28 protein-coding genes are annotated in these 25,769 nt (G+C 58.2%); 13 read left to right on the forward strand and 15 right to left on the reverse strand.

Features of this window, described 5'->3' with window-relative positions:
* The first annotated feature begins 50 nt into the window (after positions 1-50).
* The gene (locus tag GOX66_RS11690; protein ID WP_170762791.1) at positions 51-770 is read left to right on the forward strand and encodes an SDR family NAD(P)-dependent oxidoreductase; all 720 of its coding nucleotides are present in this window, start codon (positions 51-53) and stop codon (positions 768-770) included.
* A 71-nt stretch (positions 771-841) separates the two neighbouring features.
* On the opposite strand, the gene GOX66_RS11695 is transcribed toward GOX66_RS11690, so the two are convergent.
* On the reverse strand, positions 842-1,747 hold the full coding sequence (locus GOX66_RS11695) for a LysR family transcriptional regulator (protein ID WP_170762793.1): 906 nt from the start codon (positions 1,745-1,747) through the stop codon (positions 842-844).
* Positions 1,748-1,976: 229 nt separating this feature from the next.
* On the opposite strand from GOX66_RS11695, the gene GOX66_RS11700 reads away from it, so the two are divergent.
* Both GOX66_RS11700 and GOX66_RS11705 read left to right on the forward strand, forming a co-directional pair.
* Positions 1,977-2,417 (forward strand): DUF4399 domain-containing protein, encoded by a 441-nt coding sequence (locus tag GOX66_RS11700; RefSeq protein ID WP_170762795.1) that lies wholly within the window; start codon positions 1,977-1,979, stop codon positions 2,415-2,417.
* An 87-nt stretch (positions 2,418-2,504) separates the two neighbouring features.
* Positions 2,505-3,113: a LysE family translocator gene (locus tag GOX66_RS11705; protein ID WP_170762797.1), complete on the forward strand. Its 609-nt coding sequence runs from the start codon at positions 2,505-2,507 to the stop codon at positions 3,111-3,113.
* Between the two features lie 22 nt (positions 3,114-3,135).
* On the opposite strand, the gene GOX66_RS11710 is transcribed toward GOX66_RS11705, so the two are convergent.
* A complete protein-coding gene (locus GOX66_RS11710; protein WP_170762805.1) occupies positions 3,136-5,163 on the reverse strand; it encodes an NADPH-dependent 2,4-dienoyl-CoA reductase in 2,028 nt (675 codons plus the stop codon).
* Between the two features lie 137 nt (positions 5,164-5,300).
* Between GOX66_RS11710 and GOX66_RS11715 the strand changes: the two genes are divergently transcribed.
* Positions 5,301-5,786, forward strand: a complete 486-nt coding sequence (locus GOX66_RS11715; protein ID WP_170762807.1) for an RNA pyrophosphohydrolase — start codon at positions 5,301-5,303, stop codon at positions 5,784-5,786.
* 9 nt (positions 5,787-5,795) lie between these two features.
* Here GOX66_RS11715 and GOX66_RS11720 read toward each other — a convergent pair whose 3' ends face one another.
* Entirely contained in the window at positions 5,796-6,467 is a 672-nt protein-coding gene (locus GOX66_RS11720) for an NYN domain-containing protein (protein ID WP_170762809.1), read from the reverse strand.
* 144 nt (positions 6,468-6,611) lie between these two features.
* Here GOX66_RS11720 and GOX66_RS11725 point away from each other — a divergent pair, with 144 nt between their 5' ends.
* Positions 6,612-7,985: a radical SAM protein gene (locus tag GOX66_RS11725; RefSeq protein WP_170762811.1), complete on the forward strand. Its 1,374-nt coding sequence runs from the start codon at positions 6,612-6,614 to the stop codon at positions 7,983-7,985.
* Complete coding sequence (locus GOX66_RS11730; RefSeq protein ID WP_170762813.1) at positions 7,982-8,821, forward strand: DUF547 domain-containing protein; 840 nt, start codon at positions 7,982-7,984, stop codon at positions 8,819-8,821. Before GOX66_RS11725 ends, GOX66_RS11730 begins: the two co-directional genes overlap by 4 nt.
* A 6-nt stretch (positions 8,822-8,827) precedes the next feature.
* Here the strand turns inward: GOX66_RS11730 and GOX66_RS11735 are convergent, their stop codons facing one another.
* Both GOX66_RS11735 and nth read right to left on the reverse strand, forming a co-directional pair.
* Positions 8,828-9,817, reverse strand: coding sequence for an adenosine kinase (locus GOX66_RS11735; protein ID WP_170762815.1), 990 nt, complete (start codon positions 9,815-9,817; stop codon positions 8,828-8,830).
* Entirely contained in the window at positions 9,814-10,458 is a 645-nt protein-coding gene (gene nth, locus GOX66_RS11740; RefSeq protein ID WP_170762816.1) for an endonuclease III, read from the reverse strand. The genes GOX66_RS11735 and nth overlap by 4 nt, the downstream gene beginning before the upstream one ends.
* Positions 10,459-10,575: 117 nt before the next feature.
* On the opposite strand from nth, the gene GOX66_RS11745 reads away from it, so the two are divergent.
* Both GOX66_RS11745 and GOX66_RS11750 read left to right on the forward strand, forming a co-directional pair.
* Positions 10,576-11,427: a bifunctional helix-turn-helix domain-containing protein/methylated-DNA--[protein]-cysteine S-methyltransferase gene (locus GOX66_RS11745; RefSeq protein ID WP_170762818.1), complete on the forward strand. Its 852-nt coding sequence runs from the start codon at positions 10,576-10,578 to the stop codon at positions 11,425-11,427.
* 176 nt (positions 11,428-11,603) lie between these two features.
* The gene (locus GOX66_RS11750) at positions 11,604-12,038 is read left to right on the forward strand and encodes a glyoxalase superfamily protein (RefSeq protein WP_170762819.1); all 435 of its coding nucleotides are present in this window, start codon (positions 11,604-11,606) and stop codon (positions 12,036-12,038) included.
* 56 nt (positions 12,039-12,094) lie between these two features.
* On the opposite strand, the gene GOX66_RS11755 is transcribed toward GOX66_RS11750, so the two are convergent.
* Complete coding sequence (locus GOX66_RS11755; RefSeq protein WP_170762820.1) at positions 12,095-13,534, reverse strand: aldehyde dehydrogenase family protein; 1,440 nt, start codon at positions 13,532-13,534, stop codon at positions 12,095-12,097.
* 214 nt (positions 13,535-13,748) lie between these two features.
* Between GOX66_RS11755 and GOX66_RS11760 the strand changes: the two genes are divergently transcribed.
* Entirely contained in the window at positions 13,749-14,399 is a 651-nt protein-coding gene (locus tag GOX66_RS11760) for a peroxiredoxin (RefSeq protein WP_170762822.1), read from the forward strand.
* Between the two features lie 70 nt (positions 14,400-14,469).
* Here the strand turns inward: GOX66_RS11760 and GOX66_RS11765 are convergent, their stop codons facing one another.
* The 4 genes from GOX66_RS11765 to GOX66_RS11780 form a co-directional block, all read right to left on the reverse strand.
* Positions 14,470-15,228 carry a glycosyltransferase family 25 protein gene (locus GOX66_RS11765; RefSeq protein ID WP_336509468.1) on the reverse strand — a complete coding sequence of 253 codons (759 nt, stop codon included), beginning with the start codon at positions 15,226-15,228 and terminating at the stop codon, positions 14,470-14,472.
* 44 nt (positions 15,229-15,272) lie between these two features.
* Positions 15,273-15,962, reverse strand: a complete 690-nt coding sequence (locus GOX66_RS11770; RefSeq protein WP_170762826.1) for an outer membrane protein — start codon at positions 15,960-15,962, stop codon at positions 15,273-15,275.
* A 141-nt stretch (positions 15,963-16,103) separates the two neighbouring features.
* A complete protein-coding gene (locus tag GOX66_RS11775; protein ID WP_170762828.1) occupies positions 16,104-16,622 on the reverse strand; it encodes a helix-turn-helix transcriptional regulator in 519 nt (172 codons plus the stop codon).
* 23 nt (positions 16,623-16,645) lie between these two features.
* Positions 16,646-16,918, reverse strand: coding sequence for a PepSY domain-containing protein (locus tag GOX66_RS11780; RefSeq protein ID WP_170762830.1), 273 nt, complete (start codon positions 16,916-16,918; stop codon positions 16,646-16,648).
* 250 nt (positions 16,919-17,168) lie between these two features.
* Here GOX66_RS11780 and GOX66_RS11785 point away from each other — a divergent pair, with 250 nt between their 5' ends.
* Positions 17,169-17,804, forward strand: a complete 636-nt coding sequence (locus GOX66_RS11785; protein ID WP_170762832.1) for a DUF1326 domain-containing protein — start codon at positions 17,169-17,171, stop codon at positions 17,802-17,804.
* Positions 17,805-17,807: 3 nt separating this feature from the next.
* Here GOX66_RS11785 and GOX66_RS11790 read toward each other — a convergent pair whose 3' ends face one another.
* Positions 17,808-18,197, reverse strand: coding sequence for a nuclear transport factor 2 family protein (locus GOX66_RS11790; RefSeq protein ID WP_170762834.1), 390 nt, complete (start codon positions 18,195-18,197; stop codon positions 17,808-17,810).
* Between the two features lie 92 nt (positions 18,198-18,289).
* Positions 18,290-20,440, reverse strand: coding sequence for a polyribonucleotide nucleotidyltransferase (pnp, locus tag GOX66_RS11795; RefSeq protein WP_170762836.1), 2,151 nt, complete (start codon positions 20,438-20,440; stop codon positions 18,290-18,292).
* Between the two features lie 417 nt (positions 20,441-20,857).
* Here pnp and GOX66_RS11800 point away from each other — a divergent pair, with 417 nt between their 5' ends.
* Together GOX66_RS11800 and GOX66_RS11805 are read left to right on the forward strand one after the other, a co-directional pair.
* Positions 20,858-22,459 carry a BCCT family transporter gene (locus GOX66_RS11800; RefSeq protein ID WP_170762838.1) on the forward strand — a complete coding sequence of 534 codons (1,602 nt, stop codon included), beginning with the start codon at positions 20,858-20,860 and terminating at the stop codon, positions 22,457-22,459.
* A 259-nt stretch (positions 22,460-22,718) separates the two neighbouring features.
* Positions 22,719-23,180, forward strand: coding sequence for a hypothetical protein (locus GOX66_RS11805; protein WP_170762840.1), 462 nt, complete (start codon positions 22,719-22,721; stop codon positions 23,178-23,180).
* 238 nt (positions 23,181-23,418) lie between these two features.
* On the opposite strand, the gene rpsO is transcribed toward GOX66_RS11805, so the two are convergent.
* The 3 genes from rpsO to GOX66_RS11820 form a co-directional block, all read right to left on the reverse strand.
* A complete protein-coding gene (gene rpsO, locus GOX66_RS11810) occupies positions 23,419-23,688 on the reverse strand; it encodes a 30S ribosomal protein S15 (protein WP_008757925.1) in 270 nt (89 codons plus the stop codon).
* 144 nt (positions 23,689-23,832) lie between these two features.
* Complete coding sequence (locus GOX66_RS11815) at positions 23,833-24,873, reverse strand: calcium-binding protein (RefSeq protein ID WP_170762842.1); 1,041 nt, start codon at positions 24,871-24,873, stop codon at positions 23,833-23,835.
* Positions 24,874-24,967: 94 nt separating this feature from the next.
* Positions 24,968-25,471: a DUF1643 domain-containing protein gene (locus tag GOX66_RS11820; RefSeq protein ID WP_170762844.1), complete on the reverse strand. Its 504-nt coding sequence runs from the start codon at positions 25,469-25,471 to the stop codon at positions 24,968-24,970.
* Between the two features lie 96 nt (positions 25,472-25,567).
* On the opposite strand from GOX66_RS11820, the gene GOX66_RS11825 reads away from it, so the two are divergent.
* The gene (locus GOX66_RS11825) at positions 25,568-25,768 is read left to right on the forward strand and encodes a hypothetical protein (RefSeq protein ID WP_170762846.1); all 201 of its coding nucleotides are present in this window, start codon (positions 25,568-25,570) and stop codon (positions 25,766-25,768) included.
* The last annotated feature ends 1 nt before the right edge of the window (position 25,769 follow it).

A 25,769-nucleotide genomic window follows, 5' to 3' on the forward strand; every position in this document is an offset into this window, starting at 1 on the left:
ACAGTGATATAGGTCAGGAGAACGAAGGGACAAAAATCCAAGGAGTTCTCATGCCGGACCGGAACAACTCTTCGCAGGCGTTGATTATTGGCGCGGGGGCAGGCCTGTCGGCCTCATTCGCGAGGACGCTGGCACAGGACGGCTATAGCCTGCATCTGGCGGCGCGCGATGTCTCTGATCTGGAATCGTTGGCGGCTGAGACCGGCGCCACGCTGCACCATTTGGACGGGACCGATGCCCAGGGAGTTGCGGCGCTGGTCGCGGACCTCCCGGGTGAACTGCGCGTGGCCTGCTACAACCCGTCGGCCCGGCAACGGGGTCCGATCACCGAGCTCGACCCCGAGATCGTGCGCAAAGCGGTTGAAGTCACCGCCCACGGGGCTTTCCTGCTGGGCCAGGCCGCCGCCCGCAGGATGTTGACACAAGAGATGCGGGACAACCGGCGCGGCACTATCCTGTTCACCGGCGCCTCTGCAGGGGTCAAAGGATTTCCGCTGTCCGCACCCTTTGCCATGGGTAAATTTGCGCAGCGCGGTCTGGCGCAATCCATGGCGCGCGAACTGCACCCCAAGGGTATCCATGTCGCCTGGATCAACATTGATGGCGGTATCCGCAACGCGGCGCGCCCGGAACGCGTCGAACCTGAGGACAATCCCGACAGTATGCTGGATCCGAATGCCATCGCCCGAGAATACATGCATCTGATCCACCAGGACCGCTCGGCCTGGAGCGACGAACTGACCCTTCGTCCATGGGTCGAACGATTCTGATCCCGCCCCACAACACGTAAAAAAAGACCCGCACATCAGTGCGGGCCATCGAGGTTTCACCGTGGGAGTTTCTACCAGTCCATCGGGCCCTTGTCGTTGAAGGACTCGACGAGGAAATCGATAAATGCCCGCACTTTGGGCTGCGTAAAGCGGCCGGGCGGGTACACCGCATAGACGCCCTGAACTTCATCCGGCAACGATGGCATCGCGTCCACAACCGCGCCGGATTTCAGTGCATCTGCGTAGAGATAGCTGGGCAGATATGCGATCCCCAACCCGGAAATCGCGGCATTCAGCAGAGATTGACCGTCGTTCACGCTCAGCCACCCGGCAGTGCGCACCTGCCGCTTTTCACCCGATGGCGCAGTCAGTTTCCAAACGTTCCCTGACGACTGGCTGGAGTAATGCAGCAGCTTATGTTCGTTCAGTTCGTCGATCTTTTGCGGACGCCCGAACTTTTCGATGTATCTCGGGGCTGCAACCATTCGTTTGACGGTTTCCGTCAGCTTGCGGGCGCGCAATGTGCTGTCTTCCAACTCTCCGATACGCACTGCTACGTCGAACCCCTCGGAAATCAGTTCCACAAAACGATTGTTCAGAACCATGTTCACTGTGATGTCCGGGTAGGCCGACAGGAATTCGGACAGAACCGGAGACAGGTGATTCACGCCGAAATCCGTCGCCACACTGATCCGCAGCAGGCCGGACGGGGCGGATTGCATCGAGGTGACCAGCGCATCCGCCTCGCCTGCGTCATTCAGAACACGACGCGCGCGATCATAATAGGCCAGCCCAATCTCGGTCGGCGATACACGGCGTGTCGTGCGGTTCAGCAGCCGGGCGCCTAACCGGGCCTCAAGGCTCGATACGTGCTTTGACACGGCCGATTTGGAAATGCCCATTTTCTTGGCCGCATCGGTGAAGCCACCCTGGTCCACCACATTGGCGAAAGCTTCCATTTCGGTCAGTCGATCCATACTCGTTCCCCAGGTCTTCTATTCATTGTCACACTATCGGGGTCAATCTGGGCGAGAACGCGGCATACATGGGATAATATCAGGGATTTAAATCGGATCGTTCGCAGTCGGGAAACGCGGAAACAGTGGTTTCCGGGATGGCCACAAGCCTAGTAAAGCAGGGATTTTATGGGCATTGGCACGGATATGCTATGATGAGAATGGCAATTTTGTGACCACGGAGGAGATCATGAAAGCCTTATTCACCATCGCTGCATTGTGCCTTTCCGCAAGCCTTGCACTAGCCGGAGGTGAGACGCCTTCCAACCCTGACGCAAAGGTCTATTTTGTGAACCTTTCCGATGGGGATACCGTACAATCACCCGTGACCGTAGTCTTTGGGCTCAGCGGGATGGGTGTCGCCCCCTCCGGCACCGAGAAGGAAAACACCGGACATCACCATTTGCTGATCGACCGTCCTCCGTTGGGTGAGGGCGAGGATGGCGCGGATGAGCTGGCCTATGGCTTGCCCGCGGACGACAACCACCTGCATTTTGGCGGCGGCCAGACCGAGGTGACGCTGGACCTGCCCCCTGGCGAACACACTCTGCAACTGGTGCTGGGTGACGCCGGGCACGTGCCCCATGCGACGCCTATTGTGTCGGAGGTGATTACGATTACGGTGCAATAATCGCCAAGACTTTAGAGGGCGCGCTTCAGCGCGCTGTTTACATTCTTATTAGTGTCGGAAATTCTGCCTCCAAACACAGGGGGGCGCATGTCACTAGAGTTTTTCCTGACGTCATTGATTGTCGTACTATTGCCGGGCACCGGCGTTCTTTACACGCTGGCCGTCGGGCTGGGGCGCGGATTTCGCGCCAGTCTTGCTGCAGCAGCCGGGTGCACTATTGGTATCGTTCCGGCTGCTCTTGCTAGCGTTATCGGTCTTGCTGCCCTTTTGCATACCAGCGCGCTGGCGTTTCAGATCATCAAGTATCTTGGCGTGCTCTACTTGTTCTACATGGCCTGGGGGATTGTCAAAGAGGATGGAGCCATGGAGATCAACACGGGGAAAACCGCGACAGGTTATGTCAATATTGCGGTGACCGGGACGTTGATCAATGTTCTGAATCCCAAACTGTCCCTGTTTTTTCTGGCCTTCTTGCCGCAGTTTGTACCTTCGGACGTGGCACATACGGGGGTGGAACTCCTCAAGCTCGCCTTGGCGTTCATGGCCATGACCTTTGTAGTTTTTATCGGGTATGGCACCTGTGCCGCGCTGGCGCGTGACTATGTCATTCGCAAGCCATCTGTGATGGCCTGGATTAAAAGGTGTTTTGCGACGGCTTTTGGGGCGCTGGGCGTCAAACTAGCCCTGTCTGAGTGAATTCAGTTCTGAGCCCGAAGACTCAGAGCGCTGTCGCCAGACGTGTGCCCTGATTGATTGCCCGCTTTGCGTCCAGTTCGGCGGCCACGTCCGCCCCACCGATTACATGCGGAGTAATGCCTCGATCAATGAGCGCGTCCGCAAGGCTGCGTTCTGAAACCTGCCCGGAACACAAGACGATCGTATCCGCCGCGATCACGGTCGGGTCGGCGCGCTCTTCGCCAAAGCTGATGTGCAGGCCTTCGTCGTCGATGCGCTCATAATTCACGCCTCCCACGAAATTGACGTCCTTCATCTTCAGAGTCGCGCGGTGAATCCAGCCAGTGGTCTTGCCCAGCCCCTTGCCATGCGCCTGTTTCTTGCGTTGCAGCAGCGTGACCTGACGTTTGGGTGCTTCGGGCTGAGGCCCTTCCGGTGCCAGGCCCGAACGGTGTTTAGCCGGGTCGGTCACGCCCCATTCCTTCATCCAGGTGGGCAAATCGGTGGTCGGGCTGTGGCCTTCCTCGACCAGAAACTCGGACACGTCGAACCCGATACCGCCCGCGCCGATCACGGCCACCGACTGGCCGACCTCGGCCTTGTGGCGCAGCACGTCGATATAACTGAGGACATTGTCCCGATCCTGCCCCGGAATTTGCGGATCGCGCGGGGTGACGCCAGTGGCGATGACCACCTCGTCAAAACCGGTCAGATCGTCTGCGCCAACCTCGCGGCCCAGCCCCACCGCGATACCCAGATCGGATATCATCGTCCTGTACCAGTCGACCAGCCCCCAGAACTCCTCTTTGCCCGGTACCTGTTTGGCCATGTTCAGCTGTCCGCCAATCTCATAGGCGCGGTCGAAAAGGGTGACGTCATGGCCGCGCTGGGCGGCGGTCATTGCCGTTGACAGTCCCGCAGGACCGGCACCAACGATGGCCACGGATTTCGGTGTTTCGGCCTTTGTGACTACCAGTTCGGTCTCATTGCAGGCCCGCGGGTTGATCAGGCAAGTGGTCAGCTTACCGTTGAACGTATGATCCAGACAGGCTTGGTTGCAGGCGATACAGGGCGCGATTTTCGCAGCGTCCCCTGCAACCGCCTTGTTTACGAAATCCGCATCAGCCAGCATCGGCCGTGCCAGCGAAACCATATCGGCGCAGCCGGTCGACAGGACCTCTTCGGCGACCTCAGGTGTGTTGATCCGGTTCGAGGTGATCACCGGGATCGACACCTTGCCCATCAGCTTCTTGGTCACCCACGCGAAGGCCGCGCGCGGTACGCTGGTGGCGATGGTCGGAATCCGCGCCTCGTGCCAGCCGATGCCGGTATTGAGGATCGTAGCCCCGGCCATTTCGACCTCCTGCGCCAACTGGACCACTTCATCATGGGTCGAGCCGTTGGGGATAAGGTCGATCATCGACAGGCGATAGATGATGATGAATTCGGTGCCAACGGCTTCACGCGTGCGGCGCACCACCTCAATCGGCAGACGCATCCGGTTTTCGTAGGTTCCGCCCCAACGGTCGGAGCGCTTGTTGGTATGGGCCACAAGGAATTGGTTGAGGAAATACCCCTCGGACCCCATGATCTCGACTCCATCATAGCCCGCCTTCTGCGCCAAAACGGCGGCGTTGACGATATCGCTGATCTGTTTCTCGATGCCCTCTTCATCCAGCTCGGTTGGCGGGAATGGAGAAATGGGTGATTTCACCGGGCTGGGGGCCACGCATTTCGGACCATAAGCATAACGGCCCGCATGCAGGATCTGCATGGCGATCTTGCCACCCGCTTCATGTACCCGCTCGGTCACGATGGAATGGTTGGCGACATCTTTGTCCGTGGTCATCATCGCCGCGCCAGGCAATACCGAGCCTTCCAGATTCGGCCCGATCCCGCCTGTCACCATCAGCGACACACCTCCGCGCGCCCGGTCAGCATAGAATTCGGCAACCCTGTCCCAGTCGCCGGTTTCCTCAAGCCCTGTATGCATCGACCCCATCAGCACGCGGTTCTTCAGCGTGGTAAAGCCCAGATCCAGCGGGGCCAGCATGATTGGGTACGCGGTCATGGCGAACTCTCCCTTCCGAATTTGCCGGACAGATTGACGTTCGCGTCAACATTGTCACGCGAAACCTAACGTCACCCCCTTTGCGGGCGCAGTGGCGCTTGATACAGACATGTCATAGCACTTTCATGAGGCCGCGCATGTCCCCCGAAGAAATCGCCAAACTGCCCTATCGCCCCTGCGTCGGGTTGATGTTGATGAACTCTCAGCGCAAGATTTTCGTCGGTCAGCGCAATGACCGCCACAAAGACGCCTGGCAGATGCCTCAGGGCGGTGTAGACATGGGCGAAAACCCCCGCGACGCGGCCCTGCGCGAGTTGTGGGAAGAAACTGGTGTCACAGCCGATCTGGTCGAGGTGGTGGCCGAAACTGACGGTTGGCTGACCTACGATCTGCCCTATGACATCGTGCCCAAAATCTGGCACGGCCGCTATCGTGGGCAAGTGCAGAAATGGTTCCTGCTGCGATTTACCGGGCGCGACGACCAGATCGACATACAGACCGAACACCCGGAATTCACCCGCTGGAAATGGCAGGAGCCCGATCGTCTGATCGAAGAGATTGTCCCCTTCAAGCGCGAAGTCTATGAGCAGGTGGTTGCCGCTTTTGCGGACTATCTGTCGTAACAACAAGGATCAGGACATAAACCCGTTTGGCTTGAACCGGACATGAGCATCCGGCCCCTTCGGCTCAAGCTCATAGAGGCCCTTGCGTGCCTCCAAATACTTGCGCCAGCTTTTTTCAGGATATGAGCTGATCTTGACGCCGTGCTTCCGACGCATGGATGGATTGAGGTCAGCAATGCGAATGCCTTTGCCACTGGTACTGCCCTCGGCAATGACGCTGCGGATTTTCAAATCCAATTCAGAGTAGAGTTTACTTGCCCCGTTTGTCTGTTTGCGATCCAAGTTTGAACCCAGCTCAGTAAACTGCGAACACGAGCTTCGAATGTTTCCAGGGGTTTTGGCCTCGCCCATTCCAACAGTCACCACACCGTGCTCACGCAAAAGTCGATGCAGGTGCACGAAATCTCCGTCCGAACTGGCGATGACCATGGTCTCGATATTCTGGCGAAATGCCAGCTCGGTTGCCTCAATGGCCAGCAGAAGGTCGGTGGCGTTTTTGCCAGTTCCGCTATGTATCAGGTGAAAGCTGCTCGCATCATGCCAGGGTGAGTTTTGCTGCGCGTTCATATAGACCCTTGCGATGTCGACACGCCCGAAGATTTGTGCGGCCGTATAAATCTCATTTGCATAAGTGGAGCTAATATTGTCACCGTCTACCAGAATAGCCGTGCAGCGTGTCATCTCTTCTTAACCCTCAAGTCCAATCCGATTTTCCTAGTTTCGTTTTGAGGCGAAAATTTGACGCTTTGTCACGCGGATCACCCGGCCACAACTTGCCGTGAGGGGGCGTGGTTTGGTGTACCGCGCACCTCTAGCTTGGTGCCCATGAATGACACCGCGCACAACCTTTCCTTCATCTCTCCAGCCGGGCGCAAGTTCAACGGTGCCGACCGTCGCCGACCGCTACAGGAGGGATTGCAAGGTTGCGGCGAATACGGCGCGGGCCAGACGGCAGGGCGGTTCTATCCCATCGCCTGCGTCGCGCTTGAGGTCACCCAGCGCTGCAACCTGGATTGCACGCTCTGTTACCTCTCGGATCGGGCCGAGATGACCTATGACCCGCCGCTTTCGGTCCTATTTGCACGTCTCGCCTCGATCCACAGCCATTATGGTCCCGGTGTTTCGGTGCAGCTGACGGGCGGCGATCCGACCCTGCGAAAAGTCGCGGATCTTGAGGCGCTTTGCCGTGAGATTCGCCGCCTTGGTATGCGGTCCTGTCTGATGACCAATGGTATTCGCGCCAGCCGGGCATTTCTGGCACGGCTGGCTGCCGCCGGGTTGGACGATGTGGCCTTTCATGTCGACATGACGCAGGAACGCAAGGGTTTTGACAGCGAGGCCGAACTGAACACCGTGCGCTGCAGCTGTATCCGGCGGACGCGCGGGTTGGGGTTGCGAGTCCTGTTCAATACGACTGTTTTTGGCGGCAATTTCGACGAACTATCGGCCCTGGCGCGGTTTCTGCGCGACCGCCCCGAGGTCGCCTTTGTTTCCTTTCAGATGCAGGCCGATACCGGGCGCGGCGTCCTGCGCGAGCGACCCGATGCGATCACGCAGGACAGTGTCGCCCAGGCGCTTGAAGAAGGATATGAAACGCCGCTGCATTTCGGCACGGCCGCGGTGGGGCATTCGAAGTGTAATCGCTATACCAGCGTCGTCACCGCCGGAGGACGGGCCGTGTCACTCCTGTCGGACCGGCGCCTGGTGCATAGAGTAATTGCCGCGCTGGAACGGGTGGATCGGTCAACGGACGGTCACCTCGGCATTCGCGACAGCGTGCGGCGTATGATTCTGCGCAATCCGCGGCTGGCGATGCGGGCCGGGCTGCATCTGCTGGGATGCGCCCTGCGTTTGCGCTCGGGACTGCTACGCGGGCCGGTGCGACGGCAGGCTGTGTTCATTCATAACTTCATGGCCGCCGATGCGTTGGAAGAGGATCGGTGCGCCTCTTGCGTCTTCATGGTGGCTACGGCGAATGGCCCTTTGTCCATGTGCGCTCATAACGCGCGGAGGGACCTGCATCTGGCCAGCCCCGACCGCCTTGAAGGTCCGATTGGCCCAAGCTGGTGGAATGCCGCCATACCCTGCTTGTCCGACAGTCCCGATCTGCCGGACCTGAGCGACCCTTTGCAAGCTCCTCTCAAACGGCTCAAGGGTCAGCTGCGGGCCGAGAGGCAGAACCGGAAGAACGCGTCATGAGGAAGGTTCTCGTCCTCCTCCTGCCGCCCCTGCTGGCGGCTTGCGCCAGCGTGGAACGTCTGGCTTTACCTGCCGCCGCGCCCTTGCCGGGAACAGACCTGACGCGTGCTGCTCCGCCTCCGGGGGAACGGGTCGATCATGAGGATTGGAGCATCTTCCTGTCCCGTTATGTCGCGCCGGATGCGCAGGGCGTGAACCGGGTGGCCTATGCGCAGGTTACACCTGCCGACCGGGCGCGGCTGGATGGGTATCTGACCGATCTGCAGGCCGTTGACCCGGCGCGCCTGACCCGCGAGCAGCAATTGGCCTATTGGATCAACCTGTACAACGCAGTGACAGTGGATGTGATCCTTGAGAACTATCCGGTTGCTTCGATCCGCGATATTACAGACGGTCCGCTGTCCTTTGGTCCGTGGGACAGGCCCTTGGTTCAGGTGGCGGGCGAGACACTGACGCTGAACGATATCGAACACCGCATCATCCGACCGACATTCAACGAACCCCGTATCCACTATGCCCTGAACTGCGCCGCAGTGGGCTGTCCAAACCTGATGGCCCGCGCCTGGCAGGCCGAAACGCTGGAGCGCGACTTCACCGCCGCTGAACATGCCTACATCAACGACCCGCGCGGGGTGCGGTTCGATGATCGTGGTGGACCGATCCTGTCGAAGATCTACATCTGGTTCCGCGAGGATTTCGGTCCGAATGAAAAGGCCGTGCTGGCCTATATCGAAACGGCGGCAAATCCGGACCTGCGCGCGCGGCTGCAAAAAGCACCGCGCGTCAGGGCGTATAAATACGATTGGGCGTTGAATGACGCCACCGCCGGGTTCTAGAGGCGCTTACAGCAGGCCCTCGGCGCGCAGCAGCTCCAGCATATTCGCCTCGGGACGCGGGCCGATGTGGCTGATCACTTCGCGGGCGCAGACATTGCCGATGCGGGCACAGGTTTCATAGTCACGACCCGTGGCCATGCCGTAGAGGAACCCGGCAGCGAACTGGTCGCCTGCGCCGGTGGCGTCCACCGGCACCACCTTTTCCACCGGAACATCGATGCGCTGTTCGCCGTTCAGAACGGTCACACCATCGCCCGAGCGGGTGCACACGACCAGAGGGCAAATCTCGGCGGTCTTTGCCAGCGCGTCTTCCAAATCGTCGGTTTCGAACAGCGACTTGATCTCAGCCTCGTTGCCGATCACGAAATCCAGCTCGTTCTCGATCAGCAGCAGGAAATCGACCCGGTGACGTTCCACACAGAACGGATCGGAAATGGCGATACCGGCCTTGCCGCCACCCTTGTGGCAGTTGCGCGCGGCCTCTAGGAATGCCGCCTTGCCCTTTTCCTTGTCGAACAGATAGCCCTCGAGGAACATGATCTGGCTGTTGCCCGCCACGTCGCTGGATACATCGGCCGAGGACAGTTCAGACGAAATGCCCAGATATGTGTTCATCGACCGCTCGCCATCGGGCGAGACAAAGATCATCGATCGTGAGGTTGGCAGTTCCCCGCCCGGAACCGGAGGATTGACGAAATCGACACCGTCCTCGTTCATCGCATCCGCGTAGAACCGCCCCAAAGCGTCGTCATGCACCCGTCCGATGAACGCGGCGTCCAGCCCCAGCGCACCAGCCCCGGCAATTGTATTGGCGACCGAGCCGCCCGGTGTCTGCACCCGTCCTTCCATCGCGGCATACAACACCTCACCCCGATCGCGTTCGATTAGTTGCATGATGCCCTTTTCGATGCCCATCAGTTCTAGGAAACTGTCATCGGCCTGGGAAATCACGTCCACAACGGCGTTTCCGATGCCGACAAGCTGGTAGGTTTTCATAGGTTCTTGTCCTCGAATTGACAGAGATCGCGGATGATACAGGTTCCGCATAAAGGCTTACGCGCTTTGCAATGGTAACGGCCATGCAGGATCAGCCAATGATGCGCATGAAGCTGGAAGTCTGTTGGGATGTTGTCCTCGATGGCGCGCTCGACCGCATCGACGTGTTTGCCGGGGCAGATACCCGAGCGGTTGCCGACCCGAAAGATATGCGTATCAACCGCCTGCGCGGGGTAATGCCACCACATGTTCAGCACGACATTCGCCGTTTTGCGCCCCACACCCGGCAGCGATTGCAGCGCGGCGCGGGAGTTGGGTACCTCGCCGCCGTAGTCGTCGACCAGAATACGGCTGAGCTTGATGACATTTTTGGCCTTCTGGCGGAACAACCCGATGGTCTTGATGTGTTCAATCAGACCGTCCTCGCCCAGATCCAGCATCTTTTGCGGCGTATCGGCGATCTTGAACAGCGCGCGCGTGGCCTTGTTGACCCCCGCATCGGTGGCCTGCGCCGACAGCGCCACCGCGACGACCAGAGTATAGACGTTCACATGCTCCAGCTCACCCTTGGGTTCAGGGTCGGCCTCGTGGAAGCGGGTAAAGATCTCGCGGATCGTGTGATAATCAAGTTGCTTTGCCATCCGGGTCTTAATGCCGCCCGACGGCCCATGACACAAGCCCAAAGCCAATGCGCAAGTTCCGGGTCGCGGGGGCGTGGCCCCGTCGCTATATTTTACCCAAGATAATGAGGTGAGACCATGAACGTCCAAACTCCGGAAAGCGGCTATCACTACAACGTCATGCGGCGCGCGATCGAGTTGATCGATCAGGGCGGAGAGACCCTCAGCCTGGAAGAAATGGCGCGTCAGATGGACATGAGCCCCGCCCATTTCCAGCGCCTTTTCTCGCGCTGGACCGGCGTGTCACCCAAGCGCTATCAGCAATACCTGACACTGGGCCACGCCAAGGCGCTGCTGCGAGAGCGTTTCACGACGCTCGAAACCGCCCACAATGTGGGGTTGTCCGGCAGTGGGCGACTGCACGACCTTTTCTTGAAATGGGAATCTATGAGCCCTGGCGAATACGCCCGCAAAGGGCGTGGTCTGACGATCTATTGGGGCTGGTTCGAAAGCCCCTTTGGCCCTGCGCTGGTTATGGGCACCGACAAGGGTATCTGTGGAATGGCTTTCGGTGCAGAAACCGGTGAGGAAGAGGCGATGGAAGACATGTTGTCGCGCTGGCCGCAGGCGGATTTCGTCGAGGACCCGATGCGCCTGCGCCCCTGGGTGCTCAGCGCTTTTGGCGCTGCCAGCGACCGGTTGGAGCCGACGCCTTTGTATCTGATCGGTTCGCCCTTGCAGATCAAAGTTTGGGAGGCGCTGATGCATATTCCTTCGGGCCAGGTCACGACCTATTCCGAAATCGCGCAGCGGGTGGGCTCGCCGCAGGCCGTGCGCGCAGTGGGGACGGCCGTGGGGCGCAACCCGGTCAGTTGGCTGATCCCCTGCCATCGGGCGTTGCGAAAGTCCGGTGGTCTGGGAGGCTATCATTGGGGACTGCCGGTCAAGCGCGCCATGCTGGCGTATGAGGCGGCGCAGGCGGATGCCTGATTGACAGACCCCTTCGAGGCTGCGAAAACCGCTGCAGGTTCGGGTTCCCTGCCGTTCGCGGCCGCTTGGCTTTGGTGAAACCCGGTGACAGAACATCTGTTGCCCTTTTCCGGCGCGCGGATGGTAATGCGAACCCCGTCCTGATTTCGCGCCCGTTCAGGGAAACGAGGCAAAACATGACAATGTCACAGAACATCGCTCCGGTTGAGGAGTTGAAAGCGCAGGCAAAACGGCTGCGAGAGAAACTGCGCAGTTCCGGTGTGCAACTTTCACATAGCGAAGCATTGGAACTTCTGGCCCATCAGCACGGCGCCCGGGATTGGAACACGCTGTGCGCGATGTCAGGGAACCGTATGCACCTGCGTGTCGGGGATCGGGTCGAGGGCCGGTATCTGGGTCAGCCGTTCACAGCGGGAATTCGCGGCCTGACCCTGCTGGGGGACGGCACGCACCGCAGAGTGACGCTTCATTTCGACAGACCGGTGGATGTCGTGCGCTTCGACAGCTTTTCGGCCTTTCGGCAACGCGTCACCGGCGAAATCGGCTGGGATGGCCGGTCCCCCCGAGAGACCTCGGACGGAGAGCCGCAGCTTGTCGTGCGGCCTGCTTAAGAAATAGGCGAGGCACCCGTTATGCCTCGCCCTTAATACTTGATCTGATGGCAGGATTACTCAGCCGCCCAGCCGCCGACAGCCTTGACCTCCAGAAAATCCTCGATACCCCAGACGCCGCCTTCGCGCCCGTTTCCGGACTGTTTCATGCCGCCAAAGGGTGAGCCCGCGCTGCGCGACTGGCCGTTCATCTCGACCATGCCCGAGCGCAGCGCGCGGGCCATGCGGTTCGCGCGGTCTCCGTCCTGTGTCTGGACATAGTTGGTGAGGCCGTAGGGCGTGTCATTGGCGATTTCGATGGCCTCTTCCTCGGTATCGAAAGGTATAATGGTCAGGACCGGGCCAAATATTTCCTCGCGCGCGATGGTCATCTGATTGTTTGCATCGGCAAAGACCGTTGGGCGTACGTAATACCCTTTATTCAGACCCTCGGGCCGACCGGTACCGCCTGCCACCAGTCGGGCGCCCTCATCAATTCCCTTCTGGATCATATCCTGAATCTTGCTCCACTGCACTTCGTTCACCACGGGGCCGATGTGACGTCCTTCTTCCATGGCGTTGGAGACGGCCATGTTTCCGGCGACTTCGGCGGCGGTCTCAACGGCCTGATCGTAGACCGGGCGCTGGACCAGCATACGGCTGGGGGCGTTACAGCTTTGCCCTGTGTTCTGCATCATGTGCAGTACACCGCGTTTGACGGCTTTTTCATCAGCATCGGCAAAAATAACGTTTGCACCCTTGCCGCCCAGTTCCAGATGTACTTTCTTCAGGGTCTCGGCCGCACTTTTGGAAATCGCGGTGCCCGCACGTGTCGATCCGGTAAAGCTGACCATATCCACATCCGGATGCGCCGACAGCTGAGAGCCCACGCCCACACCATCGCCGTTCACGAGGTTGAATACGCCAGCGGGGAACCCTGCCTCATCCATCATCTCAGCAAAGATCATCGCGTTCAGCGGGCTTTGCTCCGAGGGTTTCAGAACCATGGTGCAACCTGCAATCGCCGCCGCGCCCACCTTGAGCGTGACCTGGTTCATCGGCCAGTTCCATGGCGTGATCAGGGCGGCGACGCCCACGGCTTCATGAATGATCCGATCATTAGGGGCGTGATCGCCCAGCGGACGCTCGAACTGGAACGCTTTGGCAGCGCGGATGAAATTCTTCAGATGATAGGCTCCGGCGCCCGCCTGCGAGGTACGGGACAGATCCAGTGGCGCGCCCATTTCCAGCGACATGGCCTGCGCCAGGTCTTCACTGCGGGTCTTGTAGATATCGACCAGCCTTTCCACCAACGCTATGCGTTCTTCCACCGGGGTCGCCATCCAGCCGGGCAAAGCGGCCTTTGCGGCCGCAACCGCGGCATCCGTATCCGCCTGTGAGCCCAATGAAATTACTGCGCAGGGCTTCTCGGTCGACGGATTGATAACCGTGAAGTCATGGGCCGCCGACGGGGCAACCCACTGGCCGTTAATGTAGAAATCGCGTTTTTCGATCATGGCGTGTCCTCCCGACCATAATGCCCGAAACCGGGGTTTGGCGACACTCTGGCATCGGGCTTAATGCGCCGCAAGGAAAAATTTGATCAAATTATTTTGCCGACCCAAAGGAAGATTTATGCCCGCCTTAGGCTTCGGGTTCTTTAACAATGGCGCAAAGTGTTTACCTTGAGCGCAACCGAGTCGGTTTTTTCATTGAAAAAGGAGGTGCATCATGGGTTTGCGCATTAACGATACTGTCCCGAATTTCACTGCGGAAACGGATCAGGGTACCATTCAGTTCCACGACTGGATCGGCGACAGCTGGGCTATTCTGTTTTCTCACCCCAAGGATTTCACCCCTGTCTGCACCACCGAGTTTTCGGCTGTTGCGCAGCTGAACGACGAATGGGCCGCCCGCAACACCAAGGTACTGGGTGTGTCGGTTGACGGTGTTGAGGACCACAAGAAGTGGAAGAAGGATATCGAGGCTTATGGCAACGTCAGCCCCGGCTTTCCGATCATCGCGGACGACGGTCTTGCCGTGTCCAAGGCGTTCGACATGCTGCCTGCCGAGGCTTATTTGCCCGATGGTCGCACTCCGGCTGACAGCGCCACGGTGCGTTCGGTCTTTATCATCGGCCCGGACAAGCAACTGAAGCTGTCGATGACCTATCCGATGACCGTGGGCCGGAACTTTGCCGAGATCCTGCGCGCATTGGACGGGCTGCAGATGACTGCCAAGGGCGTGGCGACACCTGCGAACTGGGTGCCGGGTGAAGACGTGATCATCCCGCCCGCAGTGTCCGACGAAGAAGCGAAGGAGAAGTTCGGCGAGTTCGAGACGATCTTTCCCTATCTGCGTAAGACCAAGGCGCCGTCCTAAGAGGCGCCCGTGCCAGGGGGGGGTGTTTGCCCCCCTTTGCGCCACCTGCGCGATTTCACCCGACGGTTTTTCAGCCTGATGAAGTAGGCGGACGTTGTGGGTGCAGGTGGAGCTTCGCCCGGTAGGCGGCGCGTTTGAACTCGCGGGTCAATTTGTCGGTCAGCGGCGGTTTGGCCTGGATGGTCGAACCACCGATTTCGCCGGCGACTTCCTGATTTCCAGTGCCTTGCAGAGCATGAATGGGCTGGTGGGTCAGCCAATGCATCTGCAGGAATGTATCCACCGGGCGATCGATCTGGTTGGTTGCCGCCAGCAGGCGATTGGCGGCCCGTCGCCCTACTATCTGGCAGATGCATTGCAGGCCGATCACCTTGGGCAGGATCAGGCGCAGCCCATTGCGTTCCGCCAGCGTTTGCGCGGGCACTTCGCGTTGTTTGACGGGGATTCGGATGTGGTGATCCGGCGTTGCGATCGGGGCAAGCAGGTCCAGCGCTTCGGCCATGCGGGCTGGATCGACGCGCAGGTCGTCCTCGGTAATGATGGCCAGATCAATCTCTTCCTCGACCAGTTTGCGCCAGATCCGGCGGTGGCTTTCGAATACGCCGATTTCGGCGGGGCGCAGGGCAAAGGGGTAGTGTGGCCGGTGCAGGTTGCCGGGATGCAGTTGAATACCCGCAATCTGGTCCGGATCACGGCCGTTCACGGCCTCGAACAGCTCGGCGTTGGGCAGGTCGACGCACAGTTGTTCGGCGTTGGGCCTGCGTGCTGTGCTCGAAGACATATGGATGACAAAGGATCGCATGTTCCCGTGCATAGAACACGGGAACATGCGGGGGAAGAGTAACCGAAGAGAAACACGTCCCCCTCTTGCAATCAGAAGCCGTAGCGCAGGCCAATATTGACGCTGAACGCGTCGATATCATCTTCGACCGTACCGGTAGAGGCGCCGTTGGGGGCAAGACGCTCGGACGAGACGTCGAAGGCGCGGGAATAGCGGGTGTCCAGCGTCAGGGACGTGTTCGAGTCGATCTCATAGGCGACACCGGCGATGAGCTGCGCCGCAAAGGTCGTATCGCTGTCATCCAGCGCCACGCCCGGACCATAAGCGAAATTCAGATCCGAATACGTGGCGCCCAGACCCAACCCGACATAGGGGGTGAAAGCACCGGCCTGCTTGAAATCGACCAGAACATTCGCAAACAGCGAAGTCTGCGTCACATCGCCCGACACGTTGCCCTCGGCGCCGGGCCCGTTGCCCGAGAAGTTCACGCCATCCACGTCATTGTCGCGGTAGGACAGCTCCAGTTCGATACGGGTGCCGATCTGGTCGTTTGACCATCGCGGAATCTCGGTGCCGACTGCAATACCCAGCCCGAAACCACCATCGAAATCGGTGTCCACCGATTGCGACGATCCGTTGATGGTACCGCTGAAATCGCTGTCCTGCAGCTGGCTGTATCCTGCGAAGCCCTGAATGTAGATGTCGTCCGTCAGGCTCTGCGCAGCCAGCGCCGATGCGCTGATCGTCAGAGCCGTCGAGGCGAGAATAAGACGAGAAGCCATAACCATGTCCTTTGTTCCGAATTGTGTATGTCGCACATGTGGTCGGGACAGAGGGGAAGGAAAGGTTCGCGGCCTTCACTTCGTTTCACAGGGTTTTGGGGGCGTGTGAGTGAATATGTTAAAGCCGAATGTCAGGCCTAATCACACCTGGCTTTTTCCGGCTTCGGAATTGTTCAGAAGGGGCTCGGACAATAGCTCTTCGACGAAGAAACTGAGTAGTTGAAGCCGCCCCGAGACACCCGCTTTGCGATAGATTGCAGCGCTTTGTGCCTTGATCGTACCTTCCTTTGTCTGCCTGAGCCGGGCGATTTCGGCGATGGGCAGGCCTTTGATCGTCAGCATGGCGACGTCACGCTCGGCGTCGCTGAGGTGCCAATCACGGAACTGGGTTTCGATGATCTGCGCAAAAGCGCCCTGCGCTACGCCCAGTTGGCGCTGCATGTCGTGCACGCGCCGGTTTTGCGTGCGTATCAGTGTGACCGTTGCCGCCAGACCTCCTATCAGTGCCAGCGACAGGACCAGCTCAAAGCCGTGCAGATGGCGGAATCCGGCGCTTTCGCCCCCAGTCCAGTCCATGGCGGCGTCGGTCAAGAAAAAGGCGGCGCAGACAGCCTGCACCACCAGAAGGAGCCAGAGTAATGACGTCTGCGAAGGCTTCATGGCGCTCCTTTGAGATAACGCTATCAGTCGTCGTCCTCTTCGATTTCGATGGCGGTTACCACGCCATCCGTCTCGGTCAGAACCAGTTCAGTTTCCACGCCATCCTTGCTGAGTTCAACCTCGATCTCGCCGTCTTCGAACTCGATCTCTTCGATCTGGTACCCTTGCGCCTCAAGAGCCGAGCGGATTTCAGCCTCGCTGGTTCCCAGTTTGTCGCCTAGTCCCACATTGGCAAATGCCAGGGCCGGGGCGGTTACGATCAGGCCGGTCAGTGTCAGCATTTTGAAGGTTTCCATCTCGCATCTCCTTTCGTGTGTTGCGTCGATGCGATCGATCTGGGTGTGGTCCCGGATTGCTGCGATTGGATTTCGGTTGAAACAGTTGGTTTTAAACCAAGGTTTATGCCGCGGCCTCATTGGTATCAGAGCACCTTTGGCTTCAGGTTCTGAACGCGGTCGAAATGTGATAGGGTGTCCCCGGGGAGCAATCTACAGGCATGCGACCAACGACGTCGGGATTTCAGACTGTGCATAACAGGAGAAGACGATGGGTTTTACTGATTGGTACATTGAAGGCGATGCTTTTGGGAACTGCAATTGCGGGTATGCATGCCCCTGCCAGTTCGAAGAATTGCCGACCCATGGCCATTGCCGCGGGTTTGAAGTGTTGGAAGTAACAAAGGGGTATTTCGGCGACACGGATCTAAGTGGTACGAAAGCTGCTTTGATCTATGCCTGGCCGGGTCCGATATTTGAGGGAGGCGGTGAGATGCAGGTTATCATCGACCCAAGTGCCTCGGACGCGCAACGCGCCGCTTTGGAAAAGGTCTTTCACGGGGAAGAGACCGAGGAAATGGCGACCCATTGGCACGTCTTCCGAACAATGTGCGACAACGTTCACGAGACTCTATATGTGCCGATTGATTTCGAGATGGACATGGAGGGGCGCTCGGCCAGCGTAACGATTGGCGATGTGCTGACTTCGACCGGCCGCCCGATTGAGGCACCCCATGGCGGTGGCCCGCATCGTGTCCGGATCGACATTCCCGGCGGTATCGAGTTCACGTTGGCCGAAATCGGCAGCGCTTCGACTAAGGCGGACGCGGCGATCAAATTGGATTTGAATGATAGCTACGGCCAATGGCATGTCATGAAGCACGGGCCGTCAGGCGTGGCGCACTGACGCTCAGGCCTCGCCAATATCCACAAGGACCGGCGCCGTGTCGTAGATGATCCGGACCGACTTGAACCGGCTTTGATCATCGGTCAATACGAACAGGTCCACGCATTCGATGGTTTCGGGGTGCCCGTCGTGGATGGTGCGCGTGTAGTCGAAATGCACCGCCATCTGCAGCGCGCCCGAGGTGTCGGAAAAGGTGTTCTTGTGAACGGTAGACCGGTCGCTCGTGATCTTCATAACATTGGTATAGAAGTCCCGCGCCGGTTGCTTTCCTGAAATCGGCGAGGTTGCCGTCGCATCCTCGGCAAACAGGTTCAGCATTTCGGACACGTCGCCATTTTCGATGGCCCGTAAATACTGCCGCGCCAGGAATTCAATCCGATCATTGTCCGACATCGCCACCCCTCCCTCCGGCCTTGATGACAGTGTAGCACAAAAAAGGCCCCGGTGGTTCCGCCGGGGCCTGAGTTCGTCAATGAGGAGGCAGATTACTCTGCACCTTCCTCTTTCTTTTCTTTCTTCTCGGGAACGATCTCTTCGCCGGTTTCCTGATCGACAACTTTCATCGACAGGCGCACCTTGCCGCGATCATCAAAGCCCAGCAGCTTGACCTTCACTTCCTGACCTTCCTTCAGAACATCCGACGGGTGGTTCAGGCGGCGGTTTTCGATCTGGGACACGTGCACCAGACCGTCGCGCTTGCCAAAGAAGTTCACGAAGGCGCCGAAGTCGACGATCTTGACCACTTTACCGGTGTAGACCTGACCTTCTTCCGGCTCGGCCACGATCGAGTGGATCATTTCATAGGCCTTCTTGATCGATTCACCATCCGGCGAGGCGATCTTGATGACGCCATCGTCGTTGATGTCGACCTTGGCACCCGAGGTTTCCACGATTTCGCGGATGACCTTACCGCCCGAACCGATCACTTCACGGATCTTGTCGGTGGGGATGTTCATGGTCTCGATGCGCGGCGCGTGGACCGAGAATTCGTTGGTCTCAGACAGGGCTTTGCCCATCTCACCCAGGATGTGCATCCGGCCGTCCTTGGCTTGCGCCAGGGCTTTCTCCATGATCTCGGGCGTGATGCCCGCAACCTTGATGTCCATCTGCAGCGAGGTGATGCCGTTTTCGGTACCCGCCACTTTGAAGTCCATGTCGCCCAGGTGGTCTTCGTCACCCAGAATGTCCGACAGGATGGCGTATTCGCCGTCATCTTCCAGGATCAGACCCATGGCCACACCGGCAACCGGTGCTTTCAGCGGAACACCCGCATCCATCATCGACAGCGAACCGCCGCAGACCGACGCCATCGAGCTGGAGCCGTTGGATTCGGTGATCTCGGACACGATGCGGATCGTGTAGGGGAAGTCGGTCGCCGCAGGCAGAACCGCCTGCAGGGCGCGCCATGCCAGCTTGCCGTGGCCGATCTCGCGACGGCCGGGGCCACCCACGCGGCCAACTTCGCCAACCGAGTAGGGCGGGAAGTTGTAGTGCAGCAGGAAGTTCGATTTGAAGTTGCCATGCAGGGCGTCGATGAACTGTTCGTCGTCACCGGTGCCCAGCGTGGTTACGGCCAGCGCCTGTGTTTCACCACGGGTGAATAGGGCGGAACCGTGTGTACGGGGCAGCATGGAGGTTTCTGCAACGATGGAACGGATGTCGGTGGTCGAACGACCGTCGATCCGCTTGCCGCCTTTGACGACGTCGCCGCGCAGAATGCCGGCTTCCAGCTTTTTCATTGCCGAACTGAGGTTGCCGTCTTCCAGCTGCTCTTCGGTCAGCGCTTCCTTGATCGCTTCACGTGCAGCGGCAACAGCGGCGGTACGCTCCTGCTTGTCGGTGATTGCGAAGGCGGCGCGCATCTGCTCTTCACCGGCGGCCTTAACGGCGGCGTACAGGTCCGAGTAATCCGGCGCCTGGAAATCGAACGGCTCTTTCGCGGCTTCTTCAGCCAGCGAGATGATCAGGTCGATCACCGGCTGAATCTGCTCATGCGCAAAATTCACCGCGCCCAGCATTTCCGCCTCGGACAGCTCGTACGCTTCCGATTCCACCATCATCACGGCGTCTTTGGTCCCGGCAACAACCAGATCCAGACGCTGTTCAGGGTTCAGGCGCAGGTCTTGCATATCGTCGACGGTCGGGTTCAGGACGTATTCGCCATCCTCGAAACCAACGCGGGCACCGGCGATCGGGCCCATGAACGGCGCGCCGGAAATGGTCAGTGCGGCCGACGCGGCGATCATCGCAACGATGTCGGGATCATTGACCAGATCGTGGCTCAGTACGGTGCACATCACCAGAACTTCGTTCTTGAAGCCGTCAACGAACAGCGGGCGGATCGGACGGTCGATCAGACGCGCGGTCAGCGTTTCTTTCTCGGTCGGGCGCGCCTCGCGCTTGAAGAAGCCGCCCGGAACCTTGCCGGCGGCATAGTATTTCTCTTGGTAGTGCACGGTCAGCGGGAAAAAGTCCTGACCGGGCTTTTGTTGCCGTGCAAAGGTCACGTTCGCCATGACGCTGGTTTCACCCAGCGTGGCAATCACGCTGCCGTCAGCCTGACGGGCAACCTTGCCGGTTTCCAGTGTCAGCGTCTCTTCGCCCCACTGCATCGATTTCTTCGTTACATCAAACATATGCGTATCCTAGAAGGGAGCACTCCCGCCCCTGCGGGTCTCCCGTTTTGCATGGCGGCCCCATTGCCGCCGACCCCATTTTATCTTCCGTTCGAGTGCCGGGGTCAGGGCACAACGTCTCAGATGCTGCGCCCATACATCAGATTGCGATGGATTGAAAGAGAGCAGTCCTGCCCCGGAGTTGAAATCCACTTTCCTGCCATGAATTTTCGCAGGGGCATCGGAATTCCATTAACTTTGCCTCTAAAATGTATTCTGTTAATTGAATAAGTTTGTGAAATTATGATGTTAGTGTAGCCTGTCGTAACTTCACCCGCGGTCGAAAAGACGGGATTACGCCAAGGGGGAACAGAACACTCATGCCCGTCAGCCGACTGAATGCCTTGGCGTTTGCACAAAGCAAACAGAGGAAGTCGAATGTCTCAATCGAAAAAGATGTTGGATCCGGATCCACGGATCTATGATTTCGAAACAGAATACGAACTCGGTCAGGATAACGTCCGGCCGTTCGGCCTGGATATCCACAACCCGGTTTTTCTGATCTCGAGTATCCTTATCTTTGCGTTCGTTCTGATCGCACTTGCAAATCAGGAAGGGGCAGCGGCGCTATTCGGTTGGCTCAGGCCCTGGCTGACCAGCACATTTGACTGGTTTTTAGTGCTTTCGGTCGATGCGATCACCCTGTTCTGCCTTGTGTTGATTGTTTTGCCAGTGGGCAAGGTGCGAATCGGCGGCAAGGACGCCAAGCCCGACTATTCCTATGCCGGGTGGATTGCGATGATGTTCGCCGCCGGTATCGGCATCGGGCTGCTGTTTTTTGGAGTGATGGAACCGGTCTATTACAACTTTGCCGAAGAGGGTAACGCAGTCCCGCTGGGCATTGATATCGCAGTACCGGGCAATGAATATGCCGGCATCGTCGGCACTATTCATCATTGGGGCCTTGAGGGCTGGGCGGTCTACGCCGCTGTCGGTCTTGCTCTTGCGATCTTCAGCTATAACCTTGGCTTGCCTCTGACCCTGCGATCGGCGTTCTACCCAATTTTGGGAGAGCGTGTCTGGGGCTGGTGGGGCCATATCATCGATACACTGGCGGTGTTTGCGACGCTGTTCGGCCTGACAACCTCACTGGGATTGGGCGCACAGCAGGTAGCCGCCGGGTTGAATGAGGTCTTCGGCATCGAACCCAGCCCGACGGTCGTTGTTCTGCTGATCATTGGCATCACCATGATTGCGCTGGGTTCGGTCCTGATGGGCATGGATGCGGGCGTTAAACGGCTGAGTGAGATCAACATGGTCATGGCCGTGGGCCTGTTCATTTTTGTCATCGTTGTAACCGGGATCGGTACCGCCATCGCGCGGTATTTCAACGTGATGACGGATTACGTGCTGCACCTGCCGGCATTGTCAAACCCGTTCGGGCGTGAAGACACCAGTTACTTCCACGGCTGGACAACCTTTTACTGGGCGTGGTGGATCGCGTGGTCGCCGTTTGTCGGCATGTTCATTGCCCGCATCTCCAAGGGTCGCACGGTGCGTGAATTCGTCATCTGCGCTCTGCTGGCGCCCACGGCGGTCTGCGCCTTGTGGATGTCGACCTTTGGCGGCGCCGCCATCGATATGCTGAACGCGGGCGGGGCAGAAGGCGTTCGCGCCACGGTAATCGAGAGTTACGCCCCCGAGGGTGCTCTGTTCGGCTTCCTGAAAGAGTTGCCGCTTTATGGCATCGTGGCGCCCATCGCGCTGATCCTGATCGTGGTGTTTTTTGTCACTTCGTCAGATTCAGGCTCGCTGGTGATCGACACGATTACCGCAGGCGGCAAGATGGATGCGCCGGTCGTGCAACGCGTGTTCTGGTGCACGCTCGAGGGCCTCGTGGCCATTGCGCTGTTGTTGGGTGGCGGCCTGTCCGCGCTGCAAGGAGCGGCGGTGTCAACCGGCATCCCCTTCACGCTGGTGGTTCTGATTATGTGCTACTGCCTGTGGCTGGCGCTGAAATCGGAACGGTCGAAGATGTAGGTAGGATGTTAAAAATACGAAACGCCCGTCGAAGGCGGGCGTTTCATATTGTGTTGATGAATGCGGCCTTGAACCCTTGCCGGTATTCTAACACGACCGAAGCTTTCGCTCATTTGGCATGTCGCGGACGATGCTATACGGACATTCACCAGGTACCCGAATTAGGTCGGCTTAGCGGACAAAGCTGACGTTGCATGTTTCAACTCAGAGAATCCAAGATAGAGTGGGCCAAGTTGTAGTCGCATTGATTGAGAAATTTATGACTGACCTTTGGAATACCATTGAGCATCCAATTGTTGTTTGGGCTAACAACGGTGGAAACTGGCTAACCAAGCAGATTCAACCGATAAACCAACGTCAATTGGTTGTGGAAATTGCTGTCGCTTTGCGGAGTACTCAGCCCGAAAGTACGGGTGGAATTGATGACGTATACCCCCTTGAAATCAAACCTGAAAGCGATGCGGTGAGGTTGAGATTTTATGATTTTATCGCTTATTCAGTGACCGAAGAAATGTTTGTTCAACATAGCGATCAAGAAGATTCCGTCGGTGATTGGCTTCGAATCCTTTCGAAGTCGTTCTTTTTAGATTTTGTAGAACGAAGTACTTGGGCGGCGTCAGAATTTCCCGGCGATTTGACACACTATCAGATCAATACACTTGACCACACTATTAACATTGTGACGTCAAATCCTCCCGAAATTGTCAAATCAGCACAATGAAGCAACGTTGGTTTGGGCTAAATTCCGTCTTTCTCCGCAGTCAGTAAAAATGGTAGTTTTATCGCCATTCCTGCCGTTTAGGGCACGTCGGTTCAGTAACGGTAGAAAAAGCCGGCCTGTGCCCGTTCGACCATCTGATTGTGGGGTTTCTTGAGGGCTAAAAAAACGCCCACCAAAGCGGCGGGCGTATAAATCTGCAAAGCGGGTCTCAAAACCCGTCCAAAACGCCAAATGGCGCTTAGCGGCGGATGCCCAGCTTTTTGATCAGGTCCTGGTAGCGTGCTTCTTCTTTGCCCTTCAGGTAGTCCAGCAGCTTACGACGCTGGGCAACCATCTTCAGCAGGCCGCGACGACCGTGGTTGTCTTTCTTGTGGGTCTTGAAGTGCTCGGTCAGGGTGGTGATGCGCGAGGTCAGGATTGCAACCTGGACTTCAGGCGAACCAGTGTCGCCGTCCTTGGTTGCGAATTCTTTCATGACGCGTGCTTTTTCAGCGGCAGTAATCGACATCGGGGTCTCCTTTGAAAGGTTAGAGTGAATGGCGCAGGCCGGGATGTCGTCCAGCACAGGCCCATGGAGAAAACCGCACCGATTCCGATGCGGATGCGCGCGTATATGCGGATTTTCGGGAAATGGCAAAGGGATTCTGCCTCTTCAGCCCAAGGTGCTAAGCTGCGCCAGTTCTGCCCCTGTGATCAGTTGAATATCGTCCGGAGTCATTCCCTCAGCCCCCAGCAACTGGGCCACGTTCTGCCCGTCGATCAGCACATGGGTCAGGTCATCGTTATCAATGTCGGTCTCAATCTGAATATCAGGGTCTTCCTGACCATCCCATGATATGAACAGCTTGTCCTGCCCCGGTTGGAAATCCATCACGGTGACGGCCTCGTCATCCGCATCGGGAGACAGGACGATCTCATCCTCGCCTTCACCTCCGGTCACGATGTCGGCGCTGTCCGCAAGGATCGTATCATTCCCGGCACCCCCGTTCAGAAAATCCGTCGCGTTTTCACCCTCACCGTCGTCGCCCGTCAGGGTGTCATCCCCATCGCCGCCAAACAGCGCGTCCTCGCCTGCGCCGCCGTCCAGCGCGTCATCGCCAAACCCGCCTTGCAATGCGTCATTCCCATCGCCGCCCGTCAGCTTGTCGTTGTCCTGACCGCCGTAGAGTTCATCATCGCCCACGCCTCCGTCCAGATGATCCTCACCGGAATGCCCATAGAGAGCATCGTCGCCTTCATCCCCGGCCAGCAGGTCATCGCCATCCTCGCCGTGGAGAATATCGTCGCCTTGCCCGCCGGACAGCGTATCCATGCCGTCATCCCCGTGCAGCACGTCGTTGCCTTCGCCGCCGTCGATTTTATCATCGCCGCCATATCCATTGATCTGATCGTCGCCATCCTGACCGGTCAGGTCATCGGCGGTGTCACTTCCGGCAATGACCAGATCGCCCTCGAATTCGGAAATGATGGTTCCGGTTGAAGGCTCCGGCTCTCCGGTTTCCGTACTGTGCTCGGGTGCGGCGGGTTCTTCGACGTTTTCGCCGATCTCCAGAAAGTTCCCTTCAGATATCTCGTCGACATTTTCATCCGAGATGTCGATATCCTGGGGCTCGTCCTCGGTAACGAAAACATCGCTCATCGCGTAGGCTGCACCGCCTACGGCGGCCAGGCTCAGCAAACCGATCAGAAACATGGGAACCCTCCGTGAAGCACTGCTCCGAGGATGAAATATCTCATGGGTTCAACCGGTTGGTCAAAGCCAAGCTGATCTTGTGGTTAACCCTTTGTCACCACGCTTCGGGTTGCTGAGTGTAGGCAATGTAGAGCGGGTGTTTCGGATGCCCCCCCTTGGTCAACCCCAGATGAAACAGGGGCTGTCCGGTGCCGCGAAGCAAACTTTCGACGGCCGGGCCACGCTCGAGATGTGCGCCGTGCGTGCCCCAGGCAGCAATAATCTGATCGGCCCAATCAACGCCGTCCAGAATGGCTGTGTCATTCTCTGGACCGACGGGGTCCGTGGCGGCCCGCATTTTGCGCGGATCGGTGTCGCGCCAGGCAAAGATGTTAGTCACCTGAAACGCGCCAAACCCCAGCGCCCGCGCACGTCGTTCGCAGCGTTCCACTGTCGGGTCGTTTTGCACCTCGGTCGCGGTGGACGGATTCAGCATCACGAACAGCGCCTTGCGACCCTCCGGGTCCCAGATACGGGTCAGACTATAGCGATACTTCTCGCAATCGGAATATACGGCGGTTGAGGGCGCGTCGCCCTTGGTATGGGAACGGGTGATCATACTTGATTTTCCGTTGCGTTAATTTGATACCACAACATATGGATTGTGTTCTCGTTTTGTGCCAGCGTGTTTGTATTGATTCGATAGGAGATTGAAATGCCACCGAAAAAGCAACCCGCCAAAAAGAATACTGACGGCAAAAAGAAGAAGACTGAGAGCAAAAAACAGTCTGGGAACAAAGTCTCGTCCTTGGCCTCAAAGGTACTTTCCGGGAAGAAAACTCCCACTAAGAAAGAGATTAAATCTCTAGCCGCCTCGGTTTTGTCTCAGGACGAAACCAAAGGCAAAAGAAAATAGT

The organism is Ruegeria lacuscaerulensis, from assembly GCF_013031245.1.
GTDB classification, from domain to species: domain Bacteria; phylum Pseudomonadota; class Alphaproteobacteria; order Rhodobacterales; family Rhodobacteraceae; genus Ruegeria; species Ruegeria lacuscaerulensis_C.

What these genes read in the sequence shown, in the direction of transcription:
- GOX66_RS11690 (WP_170762791.1), top strand. Translation starts at nt 51, where the DNA reads ATGCCGGACCGGAACAACTCTTCGCAGGCGTTGATTATTGGCGCGGGG.
- GOX66_RS11695 (WP_170762793.1), bottom strand. Translation starts at nt 1,747, where the DNA reads ATGGATCGACTGACCGAAATGGAAGCTTTCGCCAATGTGGTGGACCAG.
- GOX66_RS11700 (WP_170762795.1), top strand. Translation starts at nt 1,977, where the DNA reads ATGAAAGCCTTATTCACCATCGCTGCATTGTGCCTTTCCGCAAGCCTT.
- GOX66_RS11705 (WP_170762797.1), top strand. Translation starts at nt 2,505, where the DNA reads ATGTCACTAGAGTTTTTCCTGACGTCATTGATTGTCGTACTATTGCCG.
- GOX66_RS11710 (WP_170762805.1), bottom strand. Translation starts at nt 5,163, where the DNA reads ATGACCGCGTACCCAATCATGCTGGCCCCGCTGGATCTGGGCTTTACC.
- GOX66_RS11715 (WP_170762807.1), top strand. Translation starts at nt 5,301, where the DNA reads ATGTCCCCCGAAGAAATCGCCAAACTGCCCTATCGCCCCTGCGTCGGG.
- GOX66_RS11720 (WP_170762809.1), bottom strand. Translation starts at nt 6,467, where the DNA reads ATGACACGCTGCACGGCTATTCTGGTAGACGGTGACAATATTAGCTCC.
- GOX66_RS11725 (WP_170762811.1), top strand. Translation starts at nt 6,612, where the DNA reads ATGAATGACACCGCGCACAACCTTTCCTTCATCTCTCCAGCCGGGCGC.
- GOX66_RS11730 (WP_170762813.1), top strand. Translation starts at nt 7,982, where the DNA reads ATGAGGAAGGTTCTCGTCCTCCTCCTGCCGCCCCTGCTGGCGGCTTGC.
- GOX66_RS11735 (WP_170762815.1), bottom strand. Translation starts at nt 9,817, where the DNA reads ATGAAAACCTACCAGCTTGTCGGCATCGGAAACGCCGTTGTGGACGTG.
- nth (WP_170762816.1), bottom strand. Translation starts at nt 10,458, where the DNA reads ATGGCAAAGCAACTTGATTATCACACGATCCGCGAGATCTTTACCCGC.
- GOX66_RS11745 (WP_170762818.1), top strand. Translation starts at nt 10,576, where the DNA reads ATGAACGTCCAAACTCCGGAAAGCGGCTATCACTACAACGTCATGCGG.
- GOX66_RS11750 (WP_170762819.1), top strand. Translation starts at nt 11,604, where the DNA reads ATGACAATGTCACAGAACATCGCTCCGGTTGAGGAGTTGAAAGCGCAG.
- GOX66_RS11755 (WP_170762820.1), bottom strand. Translation starts at nt 13,534, where the DNA reads ATGATCGAAAAACGCGATTTCTACATTAACGGCCAGTGGGTTGCCCCG.
- GOX66_RS11760 (WP_170762822.1), top strand. Translation starts at nt 13,749, where the DNA reads ATGGGTTTGCGCATTAACGATACTGTCCCGAATTTCACTGCGGAAACG.
- GOX66_RS11765 (WP_336509468.1), bottom strand. Translation starts at nt 15,228, where the DNA reads ATGTTCCCGTGTTCTATGCACGGGAACATGCGATCCTTTGTCATCCAT.
- GOX66_RS11770 (WP_170762826.1), bottom strand. Translation starts at nt 15,962, where the DNA reads ATGGCTTCTCGTCTTATTCTCGCCTCGACGGCTCTGACGATCAGCGCA.
- GOX66_RS11775 (WP_170762828.1), bottom strand. Translation starts at nt 16,622, where the DNA reads ATGAAGCCTTCGCAGACGTCATTACTCTGGCTCCTTCTGGTGGTGCAG.
- GOX66_RS11780 (WP_170762830.1), bottom strand. Translation starts at nt 16,918, where the DNA reads ATGGAAACCTTCAAAATGCTGACACTGACCGGCCTGATCGTAACCGCC.
- GOX66_RS11785 (WP_170762832.1), top strand. Translation starts at nt 17,169, where the DNA reads ATGGGTTTTACTGATTGGTACATTGAAGGCGATGCTTTTGGGAACTGC.
- GOX66_RS11790 (WP_170762834.1), bottom strand. Translation starts at nt 18,197, where the DNA reads ATGTCGGACAATGATCGGATTGAATTCCTGGCGCGGCAGTATTTACGG.
- pnp (WP_170762836.1), bottom strand. Translation starts at nt 20,440, where the DNA reads ATGTTTGATGTAACGAAGAAATCGATGCAGTGGGGCGAAGAGACGCTG.
- GOX66_RS11800 (WP_170762838.1), top strand. Translation starts at nt 20,858, where the DNA reads ATGTCTCAATCGAAAAAGATGTTGGATCCGGATCCACGGATCTATGAT.
- GOX66_RS11805 (WP_170762840.1), top strand. Translation starts at nt 22,719, where the DNA reads ATGACTGACCTTTGGAATACCATTGAGCATCCAATTGTTGTTTGGGCT.
- rpsO (WP_008757925.1), bottom strand. Translation starts at nt 23,688, where the DNA reads ATGTCGATTACTGCCGCTGAAAAAGCACGCGTCATGAAAGAATTCGCA.
- GOX66_RS11815 (WP_170762842.1), bottom strand. Translation starts at nt 24,873, where the DNA reads ATGTTTCTGATCGGTTTGCTGAGCCTGGCCGCCGTAGGCGGTGCAGCC.
- GOX66_RS11820 (WP_170762844.1), bottom strand. Translation starts at nt 25,471, where the DNA reads ATGATCACCCGTTCCCATACCAAGGGCGACGCGCCCTCAACCGCCGTA.
- GOX66_RS11825 (WP_170762846.1), top strand. Translation starts at nt 25,568, where the DNA reads ATGCCACCGAAAAAGCAACCCGCCAAAAAGAATACTGACGGCAAAAAG.